The following is a 16428-nucleotide window of genomic DNA, read 5'->3' on the forward strand; positions in this document are numbered from 1 at the left end:
CCGCCAACGACCACAACGCCCCCGGATCCGGATGCACCCACTCCAACGCCGCCCGCTGCTCCCCCATCGACTCCCGAGCACGCTCACGCATCTGACCCAAATACCGCAAATAATCCTTACGATCCTCGTTCATCTCCGCTTTCTTCGCCCCACCACCACGTCCACCACCGGCGAACATGCCGCCCATCGACATCAGCATCATCATCGGGAACAACAGGGTGGTCGGGTTGCGCGCGGCCGATCCACCGCTGGTGAACATCACGGTGACCATCCCCAGGGTGGCCACGATCATGACGACCGGTAGCAGCTTCTGCACGACGTTGCCCGGGATGGTCCGGGGCACCTCGGGCGGCGGCTCGAGGTGCACCTCACCGCCCGGCGGGCGCGGCGCGGCCAGGCGTGGTGTCTTCTTGAACTGCAGCGTGCTCACCGAAGGACCCCTCTTCACCGTCGACGCCCGGACATCTGCCTGGTCCAGGGCCGTGCCCAACGTTAGCGAACCCGGCGGGGCAGGTGGGGCAATACCGCCCAAGCCGGGCCTCTTGTTGTGGAAACCCACCCCACGAGACCCCAGGTGCGTTAATACTAGGGGCGCCCACGGGCGGTCCGGTACGTCTCGGCGGGTGGCGGGGTACGAAGAACCGCGCCAGTTCGGTATAAGTAGCCCGCAGCATTCTCTTCTTTAGGGGGGCACCCAGGTGGCAACGGGCACGACGGTATTCAGCAGGGTCACGGTGGTCGCGCCGAACACCCGGATCGACGTCGCGCTGCCGGCCGACGTCGCGGTCGCCGACCTGCTGCCGATGTTGCTGGACATGGCCAAGGAGACCACCCCCGACGGCGGTGCCCGGCACGGCGGCTGGTCGCTGGCCAAGCTGGGCGACGGGCCGCTGGACCCGGCCCGCACGCTCGCGTCACTCGGGGTGGTCGACGGTGAGCTGCTCCAGCTGCGCCGGCGCAACGACAACCCGCCGCCGCCGCTCTACGACGACGTGGTGGACGCCATCGCGGACGCGGACCCGGACAGCTTCCGGCCGTGGACCAAGGAGACGGCGAACCGGATCGGGCACGTCGCCGGCGGGCTCGCGCTGATCGCCGCCGCGATCGCGCTGTTCCTGGGCGGCCCGCTGTTCGGCGGCAACGGCATCGCCGCGGCGCTGACAGCGGGTGTCGCGGCCATCGCCTGCCTCGCCGTCGGCGCGACCATCACGAACGCCTACCACGCCGAGAAGACCGGCGTGGTGATCGCCGCCGCGGGCGCGCTGCCGTTCGCGTTCGTCGCCGGGTTCAGCGCCGTGCCGGGGCTGACGATCCGGGCGAACCTGCTGCTCGGCAGCGGTCTCGTGGTGATCGTCGCGGCCGTCGCGATCATGATCATGGGCGCGGGCATCACGACGTTCATCGCCGCGGCCACCGCCGGGGTCATCGGCGTGCTGGCGTTCACGGCCGCGACGCTGATCTCGACCCCCGCACCGGGGATCGCGGCCGGCACCGCGGCGGTCGCGCTCGCGGCGATCTCGGTGCTGCCGAGGGCCACGATCTGGCTCGCCAAGCTGCCGCTCCCGCATGTGCCGGGCACCGCGGAGGAGCTAAAGGAAGACGACGCGTACCCCGACTACGCCGATATCGAGCGGCGTACCGCGGTCGCGCACAACTACATGACCGGCCTGCTCGTCGGCTGTGGCGGGGCGACCGCGATCGCCGCGATCATCACCGCCACCGCGCCGGGCGTCTTCGGGATCATCACCGCGGTCATCGCCACGCTCGTGCTGCTGCTGCGGGCGCGCTCGTACGCCAACGGCGCGCAGGCGGTCGCGCTGCTGACCACCGGGATGGTTTCCGGCGGGGGCATCCTGATCGGCTGGATGATCACGCAGAGCCCGATGGGACGGCTGCTGTGGGTGTTCGGCGCGCTGGTGATCATCGCCGCCGGTTCCCTGGTGGTCGGCGTGATCTTCCCGAACCAGCGCTTCTCGCCCCCGCTGCGCCGCACGGTCGAGATCTTCGAGGCCATCTGCATCGCGACGGTGCTTCCGCTCGCGCTCGCGGTCATGGGCCTCTACACCGCGCTGCGCCACGTCTCGTTCGGCTGAGAGGAATCACGCGCGTGCGTACCTTGGGGGTACCCGGCCGGTCCGCGGTCGTTCTGCTCGCCGGCGCCTTCGGGGTGCTCAGCCCGCTGAGCGCACTGGCCCAGACCACGGCGGCGGGGAACCAACCGTGGGCCCCGCCGCCGGTGAGCGCCGGCGTGCCGGACGACGGTGGCGGGCAACAGCCGATCCAGTTCACGCAGTCGACCGCGTGCGTCACCCGCGACCTCAACAACAACATCGTGCCGCGGGAAAAGCCGTGGGGTCAGCAGTACCTGCAGATCGAGCAGGCGCAGAAGCTCGCGATCGCGGATCGCGGCAGCGCGGGCGGCGGCATGAAGGTCGCGGTGATCGACACCGGCGTGACGCAGCATCCGTTCTTCAGGTTCGGGGTGGCGTCCGGCGGTGACTACGTCGACGCGTCGAAGCGCGGGCTCGAGGACTGCGACGGGCACGGCACCGAGGTCGCCGGCATCATCGCCGCGAACACCCCGGCCGACATCGGCTTCAAGGGCGTCGCGCCGGACGCGCAGATCGTGTCGATCCGGCAGTCGAGCCAGAACTACAAGGCGCCCGACAACCAGTCCACGCCGCCCGCCGGCGGGGGCGGCCAGTCGGGCGGGAACAGCAACGGTGGCCGTGAGCAGGGCCAGGGCGCGGGCAACACGCACACGCTCGCCCAGGCCGTCGTGCGCGCGGCGAACCTCGGCGTGAACGTGATCAACATGTCGGTGGACAACTGCCGTCCCTCGGGCACGCCGATCAACTCCGGTGAGCGGGAGCTGCAGGCGGCGGTCCACTACGCGGTGGCCACGAAGGACGTCGTGGTCGTGGCCGCGGCGGGCAACACCTCGGACAGCTGCAAGCAGAACAACCAGCCCGACCCGAACAAGCCGCAGTCGATCGTCAGCCCGCCGTGGTTCTCCGACGACGTGCTGTCGGTCGCCGCGATCGACGAGACCGGCGGGGTGGCGCAGTTCAGCATGAACGGCCCGTGGGTGAGCGTCGCCGCGCCGGGCACGAACATCACCTCGCTCGACCCGTCGGCGGGCACGAACGCGCTGGCGAACCAGGTCGTCGAGAGTGGCAACCTGCAGCCCATCCAGGGCACGAGCTTCGCGGCGCCGTATGTGGCCGGGCTGGCCGCGCTGGTGCGGGCGCAGTTCCCGAACCTGAGCGCACGCCAGGTCGTCCGGCGCATCGAGGCAACCGCGCAGCATCCCGGCGCGCCCGGCGGGCGGGACAACTTCGTCGGGTACGGCGTGATCAACCCGGTCGCGGCGCTGACGGCCATCGTGCCGGCCGAAGAGGGCATCCCGGCGGCGAAGGCCGAGCAGTTGCCGTCCGGCCTGCCACCGGCGGCGCACAAGAACTGGACGCCGACCATCGTGGCGCTGGCCGGCACCGGTGGTGGCCTGCTGGTCCTGCTGGTCACCCTGTTCGTGGTGCACACCATCCGGCGGAACCGCCCGGCGAACAGCTGATTGGTATTATTATACCGACCAGTGCTAGGGTTGCGGTATAACTATACCGACACCTGAGGACTCGAGGTACTCGTGATCGAACTGAAGACGCCTGCCGAGATCGAACGGATGCACGTCACCGGGCGGTTCGTCGCCGACGTGCTCTCCGAGGTCGCCCGGCTCGCCGACGTGGGCGTCAACCTGATGGACCTGGAGCACCACGCGCGCGGCATGATCAAGCGACGCGGGGCGGTGTCGTGCTACTGGGACTACGCGCCGTCCTTCGGCAAGGGCCCGTTCCGCAACGTCATCTGCCTGTCCGTCAACGACGCCGTGCTACACGGCCTGCCCCACGACTACACCCTGCGGGACGGGGACGTGGTGACCGCGGACCTGGCGGTCACCATCGACGGCTGGGCGGCCGACTCGGCGCGCACGGTCATCGTCGGCACGGCCGCCGAGGAGGACCTGCGGATCATCCGCGCCACCGAGGAAGCGCTGGAGGCCGCGATCGACGTGGCGCGCCCGGGCAACCGCATGGGTGACATCTCGGCGGCGATCTGGGCGGTGGCCCAGGACTACGGCTATCCGGTCAACACCGAGTTCGGCGGGCACGGCATCGGCCGCACCATGCACGAGGACCTGCACGTGTCCAACAAGGGCACGGCAGGCCGCGGCATGAAGCTCCGGCCGGGGCTGACCCTCGCGCTCGAACCCTGGTTCGCCGCCACGACCGACGAGATCGTCTACGACCCCGACGGCTGGACCATCCGGTCCGCCGACGGCTCGCGCACGGCGCACTCCGAGCACACGATCGCCGTCACCGATGAGGCCGCACTGGTGCTCACGCGCCCGTAGGTCCGGATAGGTCAGTTACCGCTGCCGCCGGCACCCGCCGTCGCCGCCTGGCTCTGCCCGGTCGGGAAGGTGCCGGCGTTCGGGTTGACCGGGATGTCGTCGTAGCTCTTACCCGCGTCGATCACGTTCAGCGACGAACCCGTCGGCAGCAGCTGCAGGATCGCGTCCGGCGCCGGACGCGGCGGCGGGTTGCCGAGGCCGAGGCCGTTCAACGTGTTCGCGTTGGGAATGCCGTAGACCAGACCATTGTCGGTGACCAGGCTCATCGGGCCCTTGCCGAACGTCTCGGCCGCCGTCGCGGACTGGACCACCGCGCCGCGGCCCGGCGGCATGAAGAAGTGGTCGATCTTGAGCCCGGTCGGGCCGGGCTTGCCGATGTCGATCAGCTTCGCGTTCGCCGGCACCGGCAGCGCCTCGCCGACCGAGACGACGGTGTGCGGCTGGTTGTTCACGATGCTCCAGCCCAGGCACGTGGTGGGGAACTTCAGCGGGTCGAGCACCGTCGGCACGACCGAGGGCATCGTGGTCACCTGCAGCGCGCCGGGGTCCGACGGCAGGATCTGCTGGATGCCGTTGATCTCGTTCGGGCTGACCACCGGCAGGTTCTTGCCGCCCGCCTGCCCGGCCTGGATGAGGTCACCGACGGCAGGCTCCACGCGCTGGATTCCGTTCGTCAGCACCACGAACACGTCCTGCGCGCCGCTCGCCCTGTTGACCTTGAACACGCTGCCGACCCGCAGCCCCTCGGACCGCAGCTGCGAGAACTGCGACGCGGCGCCCTGGTTCTGCGCCGTCGGCGGCACCAGCGGGGTGACCTCCGGGATGGCGTTCAGCAACCCGATCGAGATGTGCCGGACCAGCGGCTGGCTCAAGTTGAACACCGACAGCACCGCGTCCTGTTTGGGGTCGACCTCGGCCCGGACGGTGTTCGCGTTGGGGTCGTTCGGGTTGCTCGGCAGCCGGTAGATCAAATAGAACTTGCCGTTGTCCGCCTTGGCGAGCACGGCCGAGTCGATCGACAGCTCGTTGCCCAGGCTGGGCACGCCCGCGAACACCGTGGTCTCCGACTTCGCCTGGTCCCGCTGCAGTTTCTCCGGCAGGTCCTTGTTGATCGTCAGGTTGTCGCACACGCCCCAGTTGTCGCTGATCCGCTGGGCGGCCGTGGGCAGCAGCTGCGGGCCGTCCACGATGCCGGTCCGCCGGTTGTGCGGGATGTCCTTGAGCGCGTCGTCGGGGACCACGGTCGGGTCCGTCGCCTGCGCGCCCCCGCCCTGGGCCTGGGACATCAGCAGCAGCCGCGCGGAGGCGAGGTTGAACGTCGGCGTGAGCGACTTCGGGTTGCCCGAAACCACGTAAATCGTGCCCGAAGTCTTGCCGATGACGATCCCCGAATCGGGGACCGACGGCGACGGGCTGATCAGGCCGAAGATCACGAACCCGACCACGCCCAGCAGACCGAGGATGAAGCCGACGAGGGTGGCCCGGCCGTGCGAACGCATGGGGTCGTGCAGCATGACCGAATCGCGCCGGACCAGGGCCGACTGCATGCGGCGCAGTACGAACCGGTACGCCTGGACCTGAGATTTGGTTGTCGGTGTTGACGCCATTCTGGACCTACAGCTCCCCGAGTCGCGGTACGGTTCCGCAGGATAACCGTAGGGGAACCGTACTGGTGCAGGATTCACGGAACTCGGGCTAGGGTTCGCTTGCCGTACAGCTGCAGACGAGGGGAAGAAAGCGCGGATGTCCGTCACCACGCCGCCACGACCGGGCGGGCCTCCCGGCTCGCCGCCGCCCCGGCGCCCGGGCCCGCCACCACGTCAAGGCGGGCCAGGTGGTCCCGGGGGCGGGATGCCGCCGCGCGGTCCCGGCGGACCAGGAGGCCCCGGCGGTCCTGGCGGGCCTGGTGGGCCGGGAGGTCCCGGCGGGCCTAGTGGTCCGGGAGGCCCCGGCGGTCCTGGCGGTCCCCCGCCGGCGCGGCCGCAGCAGCCGTCCGGTGGTGCGGCCCCGGCGCCGGTCGCACCCCCCGCACACCGGCGGCGCACGGGCGCCAGTCTCGGCCCGTTCCCGGTGCTCAACCTGGTCGTGCTGGAGATCGGCGTCGCGATCGGCCTGATCCTGCTCTCGATCAACAAGTCGCTGCTGTACGTGGCCATCGGCGTCGCCGCGGTCGCGCTGCTGATCGCGATCATGCGGTGGGGCGGCACGTGGTTCACCCGCTGGCTGGGGCTGACCATGCGTTACACGTTCCGCTCGCACGACCGCACCGCGACGCCGCCACCGCCGAACGTCGAGCCGAACCAGGACGAGTCGGTGACCGGACCGGAGGACGCGCGGGTCAGCCTGCTGCGCCTCGTCGTGCCGGATCTCGTTGTGGCACACGGTATCGACCACGAACGCGGGGCAGTCGGGCTGGCCTGGCACGACGGCACCTGGACCGCCGTGCTGCTGGTCGAACCGACACCGGCGCTGATCACCCAGGCCGGTGGCGCGCCCAGCCTGCCGCTGTCCGCGCTCGCGCCGTGTCTGGAGGACCGCGGCGTGGTGCTCGACTCGATCCAGGCGATCTGGCATACGTACCCGGGTAGCGCGGCGCTGCCGTCCGAGTCGCCCGCGCTCAGTTCGTACATGGAGGTGCTGGGCCCGCTGCCGGCGGCCGCCCGGCGCACGACGTGGGTGGCGATCCGGCTCGACCCGCGGCGCTGCCCGGCGGCGGTGCGGGAACGCGGCGGCGGTGTCGTCGGTGCGCACCGCGCGCTGATCGGCGCGTTGTCCCGAGTGCGCAATGCCCTGGAATCGCAAGGCGTGCCGACCCGGCCACTGGACCCGGACGAGCTGTTGCGGGCCGGTATCTCCGCGGCCGAGCTGGCCTCGGTCGCCGGCAATGACGGCCGGATCGGGCTACGCGAGAACTGGACCAGCGCGACCGCGGCCGGCATCGGCCACGCGAGCTACGCGGTCACCAGCTGGCCGAAGGGCAAGATCACGACCAGCCTGAACGCGCTGACGAGCGTGCGGGCCCTGTCCGCGACCGTGGCACTGTCGATCTCGCCCGCGGACGACGAGGGCCAGATCGGGCTGCGCGGCGTGGTCCGGATGAGCGCGCGGAACCCGCGCGAGCTCGGCGCGGCCAACGACCGGCTGTCCACTTTGGCCGATCGGGCCGGGGTTTCGCTGCGGCCGCTGCGCGGTCTGCAGATCGAGGGACTCTCGGCGACCTTGCCGATGGGAGGCACGGCATGAGCGCTGACGACCGGAGGGAGGAAGCGCTCCAATCGACACAGCGCCGTCGTGCCTCATGGGCGTCGTCGCAAACCGAGGTACGAGGGAAGCGAGGACGCCCATGAGTTTGCGGTTGCGGGATCCGGGCCGGAACAACGGGGTGGCGCCGGAGTTCACGGTGGACCCGAAGCTGCTCGACGCGATCAGCCCCTCCGGTGACCGGGGCGGGATCGTCGTCGGGTCAGGGCTGAACGGCGAACCGCTGACGATCTCGGCGCTGCGGTCGATGCCGACGCGCATCGTGCTCGTCGGTGGTCTGTACCTCGCGCGCCAGGTGGCGCTGCGGGCGATGGCGGTCGGCGCGTGGGTGGTGATCGCGACCGGGCGCCCGGCGGCGTGGCAGGTGCTGCCGCAGGCCGCGGGCAGCGGGCCGAACGGGCGGCCGTCGCCGCTGGTGCAGATCCGGCGGCTGTCGCCGGTCGAGCTGCCCCGGCCCTCGGAGGACGCGCCGCTGCTCGTGGTGACCGACGGCGGCCCGACGCCGCAGGACCTGTTCCCGCCGCGCTCGCCGTGGCAGACGACGGTGTACGTGCTGCCGTACCTGCACCCGCAGGCGACGACGATCGCGAACGCCGCGGACATCGTGCTGATGCAGCGGCTGCCGGTCGGCCAGTCCGAGCTGGCGGCGCGGATCTGGCGGCTGCCGCCGCAGATGATGCGCCAGCTGACCACGCTCAAGGACGATCAGGTGGTGGCGCTGGGCGCGAACCTGTGGCGCCCGCTGCGGCTGGTCACCACCCAGAAGGAACAGCAGCTGCTGGGCCCGGTCCGCCGCGGCGACTGATCAGCGCGCGTCGGAGGGGTCGCGGACGGCGCGGGTCTGCTCGGCCCGCGCCGCGAGTTCCTCGTCCGGCGGATAGTCCACCGCGGTCAAGGTCAAGCCGTGCGGCGGGGCGACGGCGCTGTCCCGGATCCGGCTCCGCAGCACGGAAACCGGCCAGTCGGCGGGCCGCCTGCCGTCGCCGACCATGAGCAGCGCGCCGACCAGGCTGCGCACCATCGAGTGGCAGAAGGCATCCGCGGACAGCCGGGCCTCGACGAGATGCGTGTCCAGGCGATGCCAGGTGAATTGCTGCAGTTCGCGGACCGTCGTGCTGCCCTCGCGCTGCTTGCAGAACGCCGCGAAGTCCCGCAATCCCAGCAAAGCCCCGGAAGCCTCGTTGAGCGCGTCCAGGGACAGCGGACGGCCCCAACCGAGAGTGTCGCGTCGTACCAACGGATCCACGCCCCACGGGGCATCTGAGACCCGGTAACGATAGTGCCGGCGCACGGCCGAGAACCGCGCGTCGAAGCCCGGCGGCGCGACGCGGGCCGACAGCACCCGCACATCGCCGGGCAGGTACCGGTTCCAGCGATGGCACATCCGCGCCAGATCCGGGATCCCGTGCTCGTCCACCGGCATCCGCCCCACAGCAGCGGGCAACGGCACGACATCGACGTGCACGACCTGACCGCTCGCGTGCACCCCGGCGTCGGTCCGCCCGGCCACCACGACCGAACGCGGCACCGACTCCCCCGGCGGCTGCTTGGCGAGCGCGTCCTCGATCAACCCCTGCACGGTGCGGCGCCCCGGCTGCCGGGCCCAGCCGGAGAAATCCGTGCCGTCGTAGCTCAGGTCCAGGCGCAGACGAACGAGCCCGCCCTCCCTGGCGGGAGAAGCGGGCTCGTTACCTGGACTGGCGGCTGCCGTCAGGACTCGTCCTTTTTGGACTCGTCGGCGGCGGTCTCCTCAGCGGCCTCGGTGGTGGCCTCCTCGGTCTCCTCGGCCTCGGCGGCGGGAGCCTCGGTGTCCTCCGTGGTCTCCTCAACGGGAGCCTCGGTGACCTCCGTCGTCGCCTCGTCCTTGGCGAACCGGGTGTTGCGCGCCTTCTCGGCCTCGGCGGTCACGGTCTTCTCGGACACCAGCTCGATGACCGCCATCGGGGCGTTGTCGCCCTTGCGCGGGATCGTCTTGGTGATCCGGGTGTAACCGCCGCTGCGGTCCGCGAAGAACGGCCCGATCTCGGCCAGCAGCTTGTGCACCACATCCTTGTCGCGGATGACCCGCTGGATCTGGCGCCGGTTGTGCAGGTCGCCGCGCTTGGCCTTGGTGATCAGCTTCTCGGCGAGCGGGCGCATCCGGCGAGCCTTGGCCTCGGTGGTGGTGATCTTGCCGTGCTCGAACAGCGACGTGGCGAGGTTCGCCAGGATCAACCGTTCGTGGGCCGGAGATCCACCGAGACGGGGGCCCTTCGTGGGGGTGGGCATTGCTTCTCCTCGTTCAGCTTCGCGGCTGGCCGCGCCCGTCCACTATGGAAGTCCACAGTGGACGAACGGGTTACAGCTGCTCCGTCTCTGCGTAGTCCTGGCCGTCGTCGTGGCCAGCATCGGAAATACCGTCGACGCTGTCGGACCAGCCTTCGCCGTCGTAGCTGGCGGCGGCGGCCGTCGGGTCGAACCCGGGCGGGCTGTCCTTGAGCGCCAGGCCCAGGCCCACCAGCTTCAGCTTGACCTCGTCGATCGACTTGGCGCCGAAGTTGCGGATGTCGAGCAGGTCCGCCTCGCTGCGCGAGACCAGCTCGCCCACCGTGTGGATGCCCTCGCGCTTGAGGCAGTTGTACGACCGGACGGTGAGGTCCAGGTCCTCGATCGGCATCGCGTAGGCGGCGATGGTGTCCGCCTCCTGCGGCGACGGCCCGATCTCGATGCCCTCGGCGTCGACGTTCAGCTCGCGGGCGAGACCGAACAGCTCCACCAGCGTCTTGCCGGCCGACGCGACCGCGTCCCGGGGCGTGATCGACGGCTTGGTCTCCACGTCCAGGATCAGCTTGTCGAAGTCGGTGCGCTGCTCGACACGGGTCGCCTCGACCTTGTAGGTGACCTTGAGCACCGGCGAGTAGATCGAGTCGACCGGGATCCGGCCGATCTCCGCGCCCGCCTGCTTGTTCTGCAGGGCCGGCACGTAGCCGCGGCCGCGCTCGACCACGAGCTCGATCTCCAGCTTGCCCTTGCCGTTCAGCGCGGCGATGTGCAGATCGGGGTTGTGCACGGTGACCCCCGCCGGCGGCACGATGTCCGCGGCGGTGACCTCACCAGGGCCCTGCTTGCGCAGGTACATGGTGACCGGCTCGTCCTCCTCGGAGGAGACGACCAGTTCCTTCAGGTTCAGGATGATGTCGGTGACGTCTTCCTTCACCCCGGGGACGGTGGTGAACTCGTGCAGCACCCCGTCGATGCGGATGCTGGTGACCGCCGCGCCCGGGATGGACGACAGCAGCGTGCGCCGCAACGAGTTGCCGAGCGTGTAGCCGAAGCCCGGCTCCAGCGGCTCGATGGTGAACCGGGACCGGATCTCGCTGATCGGCTCCTCGCCGAGGGCCGGTCGCTGTGAAATCAGCACTTTCTTCGTTTCCTTTCCTGCCGGCGCCCGCCATTTGACGCCGAAAGGGATGGCGAAGCGGCGGCACGCGGGTGCGTGCCGCCGCTGTTGATCACTTCGAGTAGAACTCGACGATCAGCTGTTCCTGCACCGGAACCTCGATCTGGGCCCGCTCGGGGAGCTGGTGCACCAGGACACGGAGGTTGGACGGCACGACCTGCAGCCAGGCGGGGATGGGCCGAGACCCGAACTCCTCCTTGGCGGCCACGAAGGGCAGCATCCCGTGGGACTTCTCGCGGACATCGATGATGTCCCACTTCTCGACCTGGTAGCTGGGGATGTTCACCTTGACGCCGTTGACCAGGAAGTGGCCGTGGCTGACCAGCTGCCGGGCCTGGCGGCGGGTGCGCGCGATGCCGGCGCGGTAGATCACGTTGTCCAGGCGCGACTCGAGAATCTGCAGCAGGTTCTCGCCGGTCTTGCCCTGACGACGCGCGGCTTCCTTGTAGTAGCGGCTGAACTGCCGCTCGAGGATGCCGTAGGTGTGGCGAGCCTTCTGCTTCTCCTGCAGCTGCAGGAGGTACTCGGACTCCTTGACCCGGCCGCGGCCGTGCTGGCCGGGCGGGTAGGGGCGACGCTCGAAAGCCTGGTCGCCGCCGATGAGGTCAACCTTGAGACGCCGCGAGATACGAGTCGCGGGGCCGGTGTAGCGAGCCATGTTCTCTTACTCCTCCCCGTTCCTCAGACCCGGCGCCGCTTGGGCGGGCGGCAGCCGTTGTGCGGCTGCGGGGTCACGTCCTGGATGGTGCCGACCTCGAGGCCGGCCGCCTGCAGCGACCGGATCGCCGTCTCGCGACCCGAACCCGGGCCCTTGACGAACACGTCGACCTTCTTCATGCCGTGCTCGGCCGCCTTGCGGGCGGCGTTCTCGGCGGCCATCTGCGCGGCGAACGGGGTGGACTTACGCGAGCCCTTGAACCCGACGTGGCCGGACGAGGCCCACGCGATCACCGCGCCGGTCGGGTCCGTGATGGACACGATCGTGTTGTTGAACGTGCTCTTGATGTGGGCGTGGCCGTGCGCCACGTTCTTCTTTTCCTTCCGCCGGACCTTTTTGGCACCGGCGGTACGAGCCTTGGGTGGCATGTGCGGGTGATTCTCCTCGTTAGCGCGAGTTGTCCTGGCGAGCGGCGGCGGTGGCTTCCCTGCGCGCTTCCTGCTGCCCGCGCCGGATCACGGAACCGGCGTCGGTGTACAGCTGGCGCAGGGCCATCGGGCGGGCGTAGAGAGCCTTCGGCGATACGCACGACGTGCGAGAGAGGCGTTGTCCGCCCATCTGCACGACCTTCTTGCCCTGGACGCTCACTTCTTGCCAGCCTTCTTCTTGCCGGCGACCGTCTTCTTCGGCCCCTTGCGGGTACGGGCGTTCGTCTTGGTGCGCTGGCCGCGGACGGGAAGCCCGCGCCGCCACCGGAGGCCCTGGTAGGTGCCGATCTCGATCTTGCGCCGGATGTCGGCGTTCACCTCGCGGCGAAGGTCACCCTCGACCTTGAAGTTCTCTTCGATGTAGTCCCGCAACTTGACGAGGTCGTCGTCCGACAGGTCCCGCACCCGGGTGTCCGGGTTCAGGTCCGCGGCCGCGACGAGCTCTTTGGAGCGGGTACGGCCGATGCCGTAGATGTAGGTCAGCGCGATCTCCAACCGCTTTTCGCGGGGGAGGTCTACGCCGGCGAGTCGTGCCATGGCGGCTACTGCTCCTTCGTGGTTTCTGTTCGCTCCAGGTGTGCCCCCCGTCCGGTTCCGGGACCGACTCGCTGTCGTGCCACCCGCTTGCGCGGCTGGTGTCCCGGCCCCGGCCTGGAGACCGGGGGTGTGCCGGACCGCTCGCGCGGCCCGGCAGGTACGGGGAGGGTTGTCTTCGCTGTCAATCCGCTCTGCGCGGAGTGCGCGCGATCAGCCCTGACGCTGCTTGTGACGCAGGTTCTCGCAGATCACCATGATCCGGCCGTGACGGCGGATCACCTTGCACTTGTCGCAGATCTTCTTGACGCTCGGCTGAACCTTCACGTCTCCTGCTTCCTTATGCGTTGCTCACCGTCATCACTTGTAGCGGTAGACGATGCGACCACGGGACAAGTCGTAGGGCGAGAGCTCCACGACGACCCTGTCCTCGGGCAGGATGCGGATGTAGTGCTGCCGCATCTTGCCGCTGATGTGCGCCAGGACCTTGTGGCCGTTCTCCAACTCGACTCGGAACATCGCGTTGGGGAGTGGCTCGACCACGCGACCCTCGACCTCGATGGCCCCGTCTTTCTTAGCCATGTCCTCCGCGTTTCGTGATAATGGCTGAGCACCGTTTTTGCCTGCCTTGGTGGTGCCGGCGCAGCCGCCACCCCGACTCCAAAGACGCAAAATTTTCACGAGCGCGCTGGACCCGGCGTGCTGGGTACGCCGACTAGACAGTCTACGCACCCCGTGTCGCAACGTGCGAGGCGGGGTGACGTGTGTTAAACGAGCGTTGGCTCAGTCTTGTTCCGGGGCCGTCAAGACCCACGGGCCGTCCGCCGTGATGGCGACGGTGTGCTCCCAGTGCGCGGCGCGGGAACCGTCGGCGGTGACGACCGTCCAGCCGTCTTCCAGCTCGATGGTCTCGTTGGTGCCGCTGGTCAGCATGGGTTCGATGGCCAGCGCCATGCCGACCTCGAGGCGCGGGCCGCGGCCCGGCTTGCCGACGTTCGGCAGGAACGGGTCCATGTGCATCTCGCGCCCGATGCCGTGGCCGCCGTACTCGATGATCTGGCCGTAGTCGACCCCGTCGGCCGCCGCGGCGGTGTTCGCCGCGGTCTGCACGGCGTTCGAGATGTCGGTGAGCTTCGCGTCCGGCACCGCGGCCCTGATGCCGGCCCACATCGCGGCCTCGGTGGCCGCGGACAGCGCCAGGTCGGCCGCCGAAACCGAGCCGATGGCCAGCGTGACGGCGGAGTCGCCGTGCCAGCCGTCCAGGATGGCACCGCAGTCGATCGAGATCAGGTCACCGTCGGCCAGCACCGCGGACTTCGCCGGGATGCCGTGCACGATCTGGTTGTTCACCGAGGCGCAGATCGAGGCCGGGAAGCCGTGGTAGCCCTTGAACGAGGGCACCGCGCCGGCGTCCCGGATGGTCTGCTCGGCCAGCTCGTCGAGCTCGCCGGTGCTGACCCCCGGCTTCGCCGTCTCGGCCATCAGCATGAGGGCCTTGCGGACGACGAGGCCCGCCGCCCGCATGGACTCCAGCTGGGCGCGCGTCTTGATCTCGATCGAGTTCCGCCGTCGCAGCAGCTTCAACACCCGGTACGCGCCCCGGTTCACCGTCGGGCGTGCAGGGCGTCGAGCACGCGGGCGGAGACGTCGTCGACGTCGCCGACGCCGTCGACCTTGATCAGCACATCGTGGTAGTAGTCCAGCAGCGGCGCGGTCTCCGACCAGTACACCTGCTGGCGGCGGCGGATGACGTCCTCGGTGTCGTCCCCGCGGCCACGCGAGAGCAGCCGGCTGACCACGACCTCTTCGGGCACCTCGAGCTGGATCACCGCGTCGAGCTTGAAGTCCGACTCGGCCAGCAGGTTGCCGAGCACTTCGGCCTGCTTGGCGTTGCGCGGGAACCCGTCGAGCAGGAAACCGTCCGCCGCGTCGGGCTCGGCCAGCCGCTCGCGCACCATCTCGTTGGTCACGGTGTCGGGCACCAGCTCACCCGAGTCGAGGTAGCGCTTGGCCTCCTCGCCGAGCGGCGTGCCCTCGGACACGTGCCTGCGGAACAGATCGCCGGTCGAGATGTGCGGCACCGAGAGTTTCTGGGACAGCGCGTCCGCCTGAGTGCCCTTTCCCGCTCCGGGCGGACCGACAAGAACCACGCGCGTCATCGCAGAAACCCTTCGTAGTTGCGCTGCATCAGCTGGCTTTCGATCTGCTTGACGGTGTCGAGACCGACACCGACCATGATCAGCACAGCCGTCCCGCCGAACGGGAAGCTCTGGTTGTTGCCCTGCTGGGTCATCGACAGGAAGAAGTTCGGCAGGATCGCGATGATGCCGAGGTAGATCGACCCGGGCAGGGTGATCCGGCCCAGCACGAAGTTCAGGTACTCGGCGGTCGGCCGTCCGGGGCGGATGCCCGGGATGAACCCGCCGAACTTCTTCATCTCCTCCGCGCGCTCGTCCACGTTGAACGTGATCGTGATGTAGAAGTACGTGAAGAAGATGATCAGCGCGAAGTACAGCAGGATGTGCACCCAGCTGCCCTGGTTGACCACGTAGTTCTGCAGGAACACCTGCCAGCCCGACGAGCTGGTCGGGTTGCCGACGAGCCTGCTGATGAGGTCGGGCAGGTACAGCAGCGACGACGCGAAGATGACCGGGATGACACCGGCCTGGTTCACCTTGATCGGCAGGTAGGTCGAGGTGCCGCCGTACATCCGGCGGCCGATCATGCGCTTGGCGTACTGCACCGGGATCCGGCGCTGGCCCTGCTCGACGAAGATGACGCTGGCGATGATCACCAGGCCGAACACGATGACGAAGGCGAAGACGAGGCCGCCCTGGCTGTTGAGGATGTTGATGCCCTCGGCCGGGATGCGGGCCGCGATGTTCAGGAAGATCAGCACCGACATGCCGTTGCCGACACCGCGCTCGGTGATGAGCTCACCCAGCCACATCATCACCGCGGTGCCCGCGGTCATCGTGATGACGATGATCGCCAGCGACCAGATGCTGTTGTCCGGGATGATCGACTGGGTGCAGTTCGGGAACAGCTGACCGCGGTCGGCGAGCGCCACGACACCGGTGGCCTGCAGGATCGCCAGCGCGATCGTCAGGTACCGGGTGTACTGCGTGAGCTTGTTCTGGCCGGCCTGGCCTTCCTTCTTCAGTTCCTCGAAGCGCGGGATCACCACGGTGAGCAGCTGGATGATGATGCTCGCCGTGATGTACGGCATGATGCCCGTCGAGAAGATCGACAGCTGCAGGAGCGCACCACCGCTGAACAGGTTCAGCAGCGAGTAGATGCCGGACGAGTCGGCCTGCGCGCCACATGCCTGCACGTTGGGGTAGGAGATCCCGGGCGCCGGCGTGACCGCACCGATCCGGTACACGGCCACGATCATCAACGTGAACAGGATCTTCTTGCGCAGGTCCGGCGTAGCGAAGGCCGAGCGGAAGGCGCTGAGCACGCGGGGGACCTCCTCGGCGTCGCCGGCGCTTGTCACCGGCGATCGGCTTGGCCGGCCAAGGGTGTGGCCGGCAGGAACAACTGTCTGGCGGGCAAGCCAGGAGCGCTTCAGGACAGACTTGTCCCGCAGCGTGCTGCCGACTCTAACAGCGGTAGCGGGCCTGCCTGAGCGCAG

Annotated in this window: 18 protein-coding genes and 1 pseudogene; 5 read left to right on the forward strand and 14 right to left on the reverse strand. The window is 69.3% G+C overall.

What is annotated here, in order from left to right; all coding sequences use genetic code 11:
- A pseudogene (locus LOZ83_RS07225) lies at window positions 1-430 on the reverse strand (type VII secretion protein EccC); the annotation flags it as partial.
- A gap of 268 nt (window positions 431-698) precedes the next feature.
- On the opposite strand from LOZ83_RS07225, the gene eccD reads away from it, so the two are divergent.
- From eccD to map (LOZ83_RS07240), 3 genes are all read left to right on the forward strand, one after another.
- Window positions 699-2093 carry a type VII secretion integral membrane protein EccD gene (gene eccD / locus LOZ83_RS07230; protein WP_236789477.1) on the forward strand — a complete coding sequence of 465 codons (1395 nt, stop codon included), beginning with the start codon at window positions 699-701 and terminating at the stop codon, window positions 2091-2093.
- A 14-nt stretch (window positions 2094-2107) separates the two neighbouring features.
- The gene (gene mycP, locus LOZ83_RS07235) at window positions 2108-3574 is read left to right on the forward strand and encodes a type VII secretion-associated serine protease mycosin (protein WP_236789478.1); all 1467 of its coding nucleotides are present in this window, start codon (window positions 2108-2110) and stop codon (window positions 3572-3574) included.
- Window positions 3575-3646: 72 nt separating this feature from the next.
- On the forward strand, window positions 3647-4411 hold the full coding sequence (map, locus tag LOZ83_RS07240) for a type I methionyl aminopeptidase (RefSeq protein WP_236789479.1): 765 nt from the start codon (window positions 3647-3649) through the stop codon (window positions 4409-4411).
- Window positions 4412-4422: 11 nt separating this feature from the next.
- Here map (LOZ83_RS07240) and eccB read toward each other — a convergent pair whose 3' ends face one another.
- On the reverse strand, window positions 4423-6018 hold the full coding sequence (eccB, locus tag LOZ83_RS07245) for a type VII secretion protein EccB (RefSeq protein ID WP_255823428.1): 1596 nt from the start codon (window positions 6016-6018) through the stop codon (window positions 4423-4425).
- A gap of 463 nt (window positions 6019-6481) precedes the next feature.
- Here eccB and eccE point away from each other — a divergent pair, with 463 nt between their 5' ends.
- Both eccE and LOZ83_RS07255 read left to right on the forward strand, forming a co-directional pair.
- Window positions 6482-7654: a type VII secretion protein EccE gene (eccE, locus tag LOZ83_RS07250; RefSeq protein ID WP_236789481.1), complete on the forward strand. Its 1173-nt coding sequence runs from the start codon at window positions 6482-6484 to the stop codon at window positions 7652-7654.
- 100 nt (window positions 7655-7754) lie between these two features.
- A complete protein-coding gene (locus tag LOZ83_RS07255) occupies window positions 7755-8477 on the forward strand; it encodes a hypothetical protein (RefSeq protein WP_236789482.1) in 723 nt (240 codons plus the stop codon).
- Here the strand turns inward: LOZ83_RS07255 and truA are convergent, their stop codons facing one another.
- The 12 genes from truA to secY form a co-directional block, all read right to left on the reverse strand.
- On the reverse strand, window positions 8478-9314 hold the full coding sequence (gene truA / locus LOZ83_RS07260) for a tRNA pseudouridine(38-40) synthase TruA (protein ID WP_236790728.1): 837 nt from the start codon (window positions 9312-9314) through the stop codon (window positions 8478-8480). It lies immediately after the preceding gene.
- A gap of 68 nt (window positions 9315-9382) precedes the next feature.
- Complete coding sequence (gene rplQ, locus LOZ83_RS07265) at window positions 9383-9940, reverse strand: 50S ribosomal protein L17 (RefSeq protein WP_236789483.1); 558 nt, start codon at window positions 9938-9940, stop codon at window positions 9383-9385.
- A 70-nt stretch (window positions 9941-10010) separates the two neighbouring features.
- Window positions 10011-11072 carry a DNA-directed RNA polymerase subunit alpha gene (locus LOZ83_RS07270; protein ID WP_236789484.1) on the reverse strand — a complete coding sequence of 354 codons (1062 nt, stop codon included), beginning with the start codon at window positions 11070-11072 and terminating at the stop codon, window positions 10011-10013.
- 91 nt (window positions 11073-11163) lie between these two features.
- Window positions 11164-11769 carry a 30S ribosomal protein S4 gene (gene rpsD, locus LOZ83_RS07275; RefSeq protein ID WP_236789485.1) on the reverse strand — a complete coding sequence of 202 codons (606 nt, stop codon included), beginning with the start codon at window positions 11767-11769 and terminating at the stop codon, window positions 11164-11166.
- 23 nt (window positions 11770-11792) lie between these two features.
- Window positions 11793-12197 carry a 30S ribosomal protein S11 gene (rpsK, locus tag LOZ83_RS07280; protein ID WP_154759839.1) on the reverse strand — a complete coding sequence of 135 codons (405 nt, stop codon included), beginning with the start codon at window positions 12195-12197 and terminating at the stop codon, window positions 11793-11795.
- Between the two features lie 19 nt (window positions 12198-12216).
- Window positions 12217-12417, reverse strand: a complete 201-nt coding sequence (locus LOZ83_RS07285; RefSeq protein WP_236789486.1) for a hypothetical protein — start codon at window positions 12415-12417, stop codon at window positions 12217-12219.
- Window positions 12414-12794 (reverse strand): 30S ribosomal protein S13, encoded by a 381-nt coding sequence (gene rpsM / locus LOZ83_RS07290; protein ID WP_236789487.1) that lies wholly within the window; start codon window positions 12792-12794, stop codon window positions 12414-12416. Before rpsM ends, LOZ83_RS07285 begins: the two co-directional genes overlap by 4 nt.
- A 210-nt stretch (window positions 12795-13004) precedes the next feature.
- Entirely contained in the window at window positions 13005-13118 is a 114-nt protein-coding gene (gene rpmJ / locus LOZ83_RS07295; protein ID WP_004558882.1) for a 50S ribosomal protein L36, read from the reverse strand.
- 33 nt (window positions 13119-13151) lie between these two features.
- Entirely contained in the window at window positions 13152-13373 is a 222-nt protein-coding gene (gene infA, locus LOZ83_RS07300) for a translation initiation factor IF-1 (RefSeq protein ID WP_004558881.1), read from the reverse strand.
- Between the two features lie 201 nt (window positions 13374-13574).
- A complete protein-coding gene (gene map / locus LOZ83_RS07305) occupies window positions 13575-14399 on the reverse strand; it encodes a type I methionyl aminopeptidase (RefSeq protein WP_308190198.1) in 825 nt (274 codons plus the stop codon).
- On the reverse strand, window positions 14396-14950 hold the full coding sequence (locus LOZ83_RS07310; protein WP_236789488.1) for an adenylate kinase: 555 nt from the start codon (window positions 14948-14950) through the stop codon (window positions 14396-14398). The genes map (LOZ83_RS07305) and LOZ83_RS07310 overlap by 4 nt, the downstream gene beginning before the upstream one ends.
- Window positions 14947-16254: a preprotein translocase subunit SecY gene (gene secY, locus LOZ83_RS07315; protein ID WP_236790730.1), complete on the reverse strand. Its 1308-nt coding sequence runs from the start codon at window positions 16252-16254 to the stop codon at window positions 14947-14949. Before secY ends, LOZ83_RS07310 begins: the two co-directional genes overlap by 4 nt.
- Between the last annotated feature and the right edge of the window lie 174 nt (window positions 16255-16428).

Source organism: Amycolatopsis sp. GM8, from assembly GCF_021653975.1.
Lineage (GTDB): Bacteria > Actinomycetota > Actinomycetes > Mycobacteriales > Pseudonocardiaceae > Amycolatopsis_E.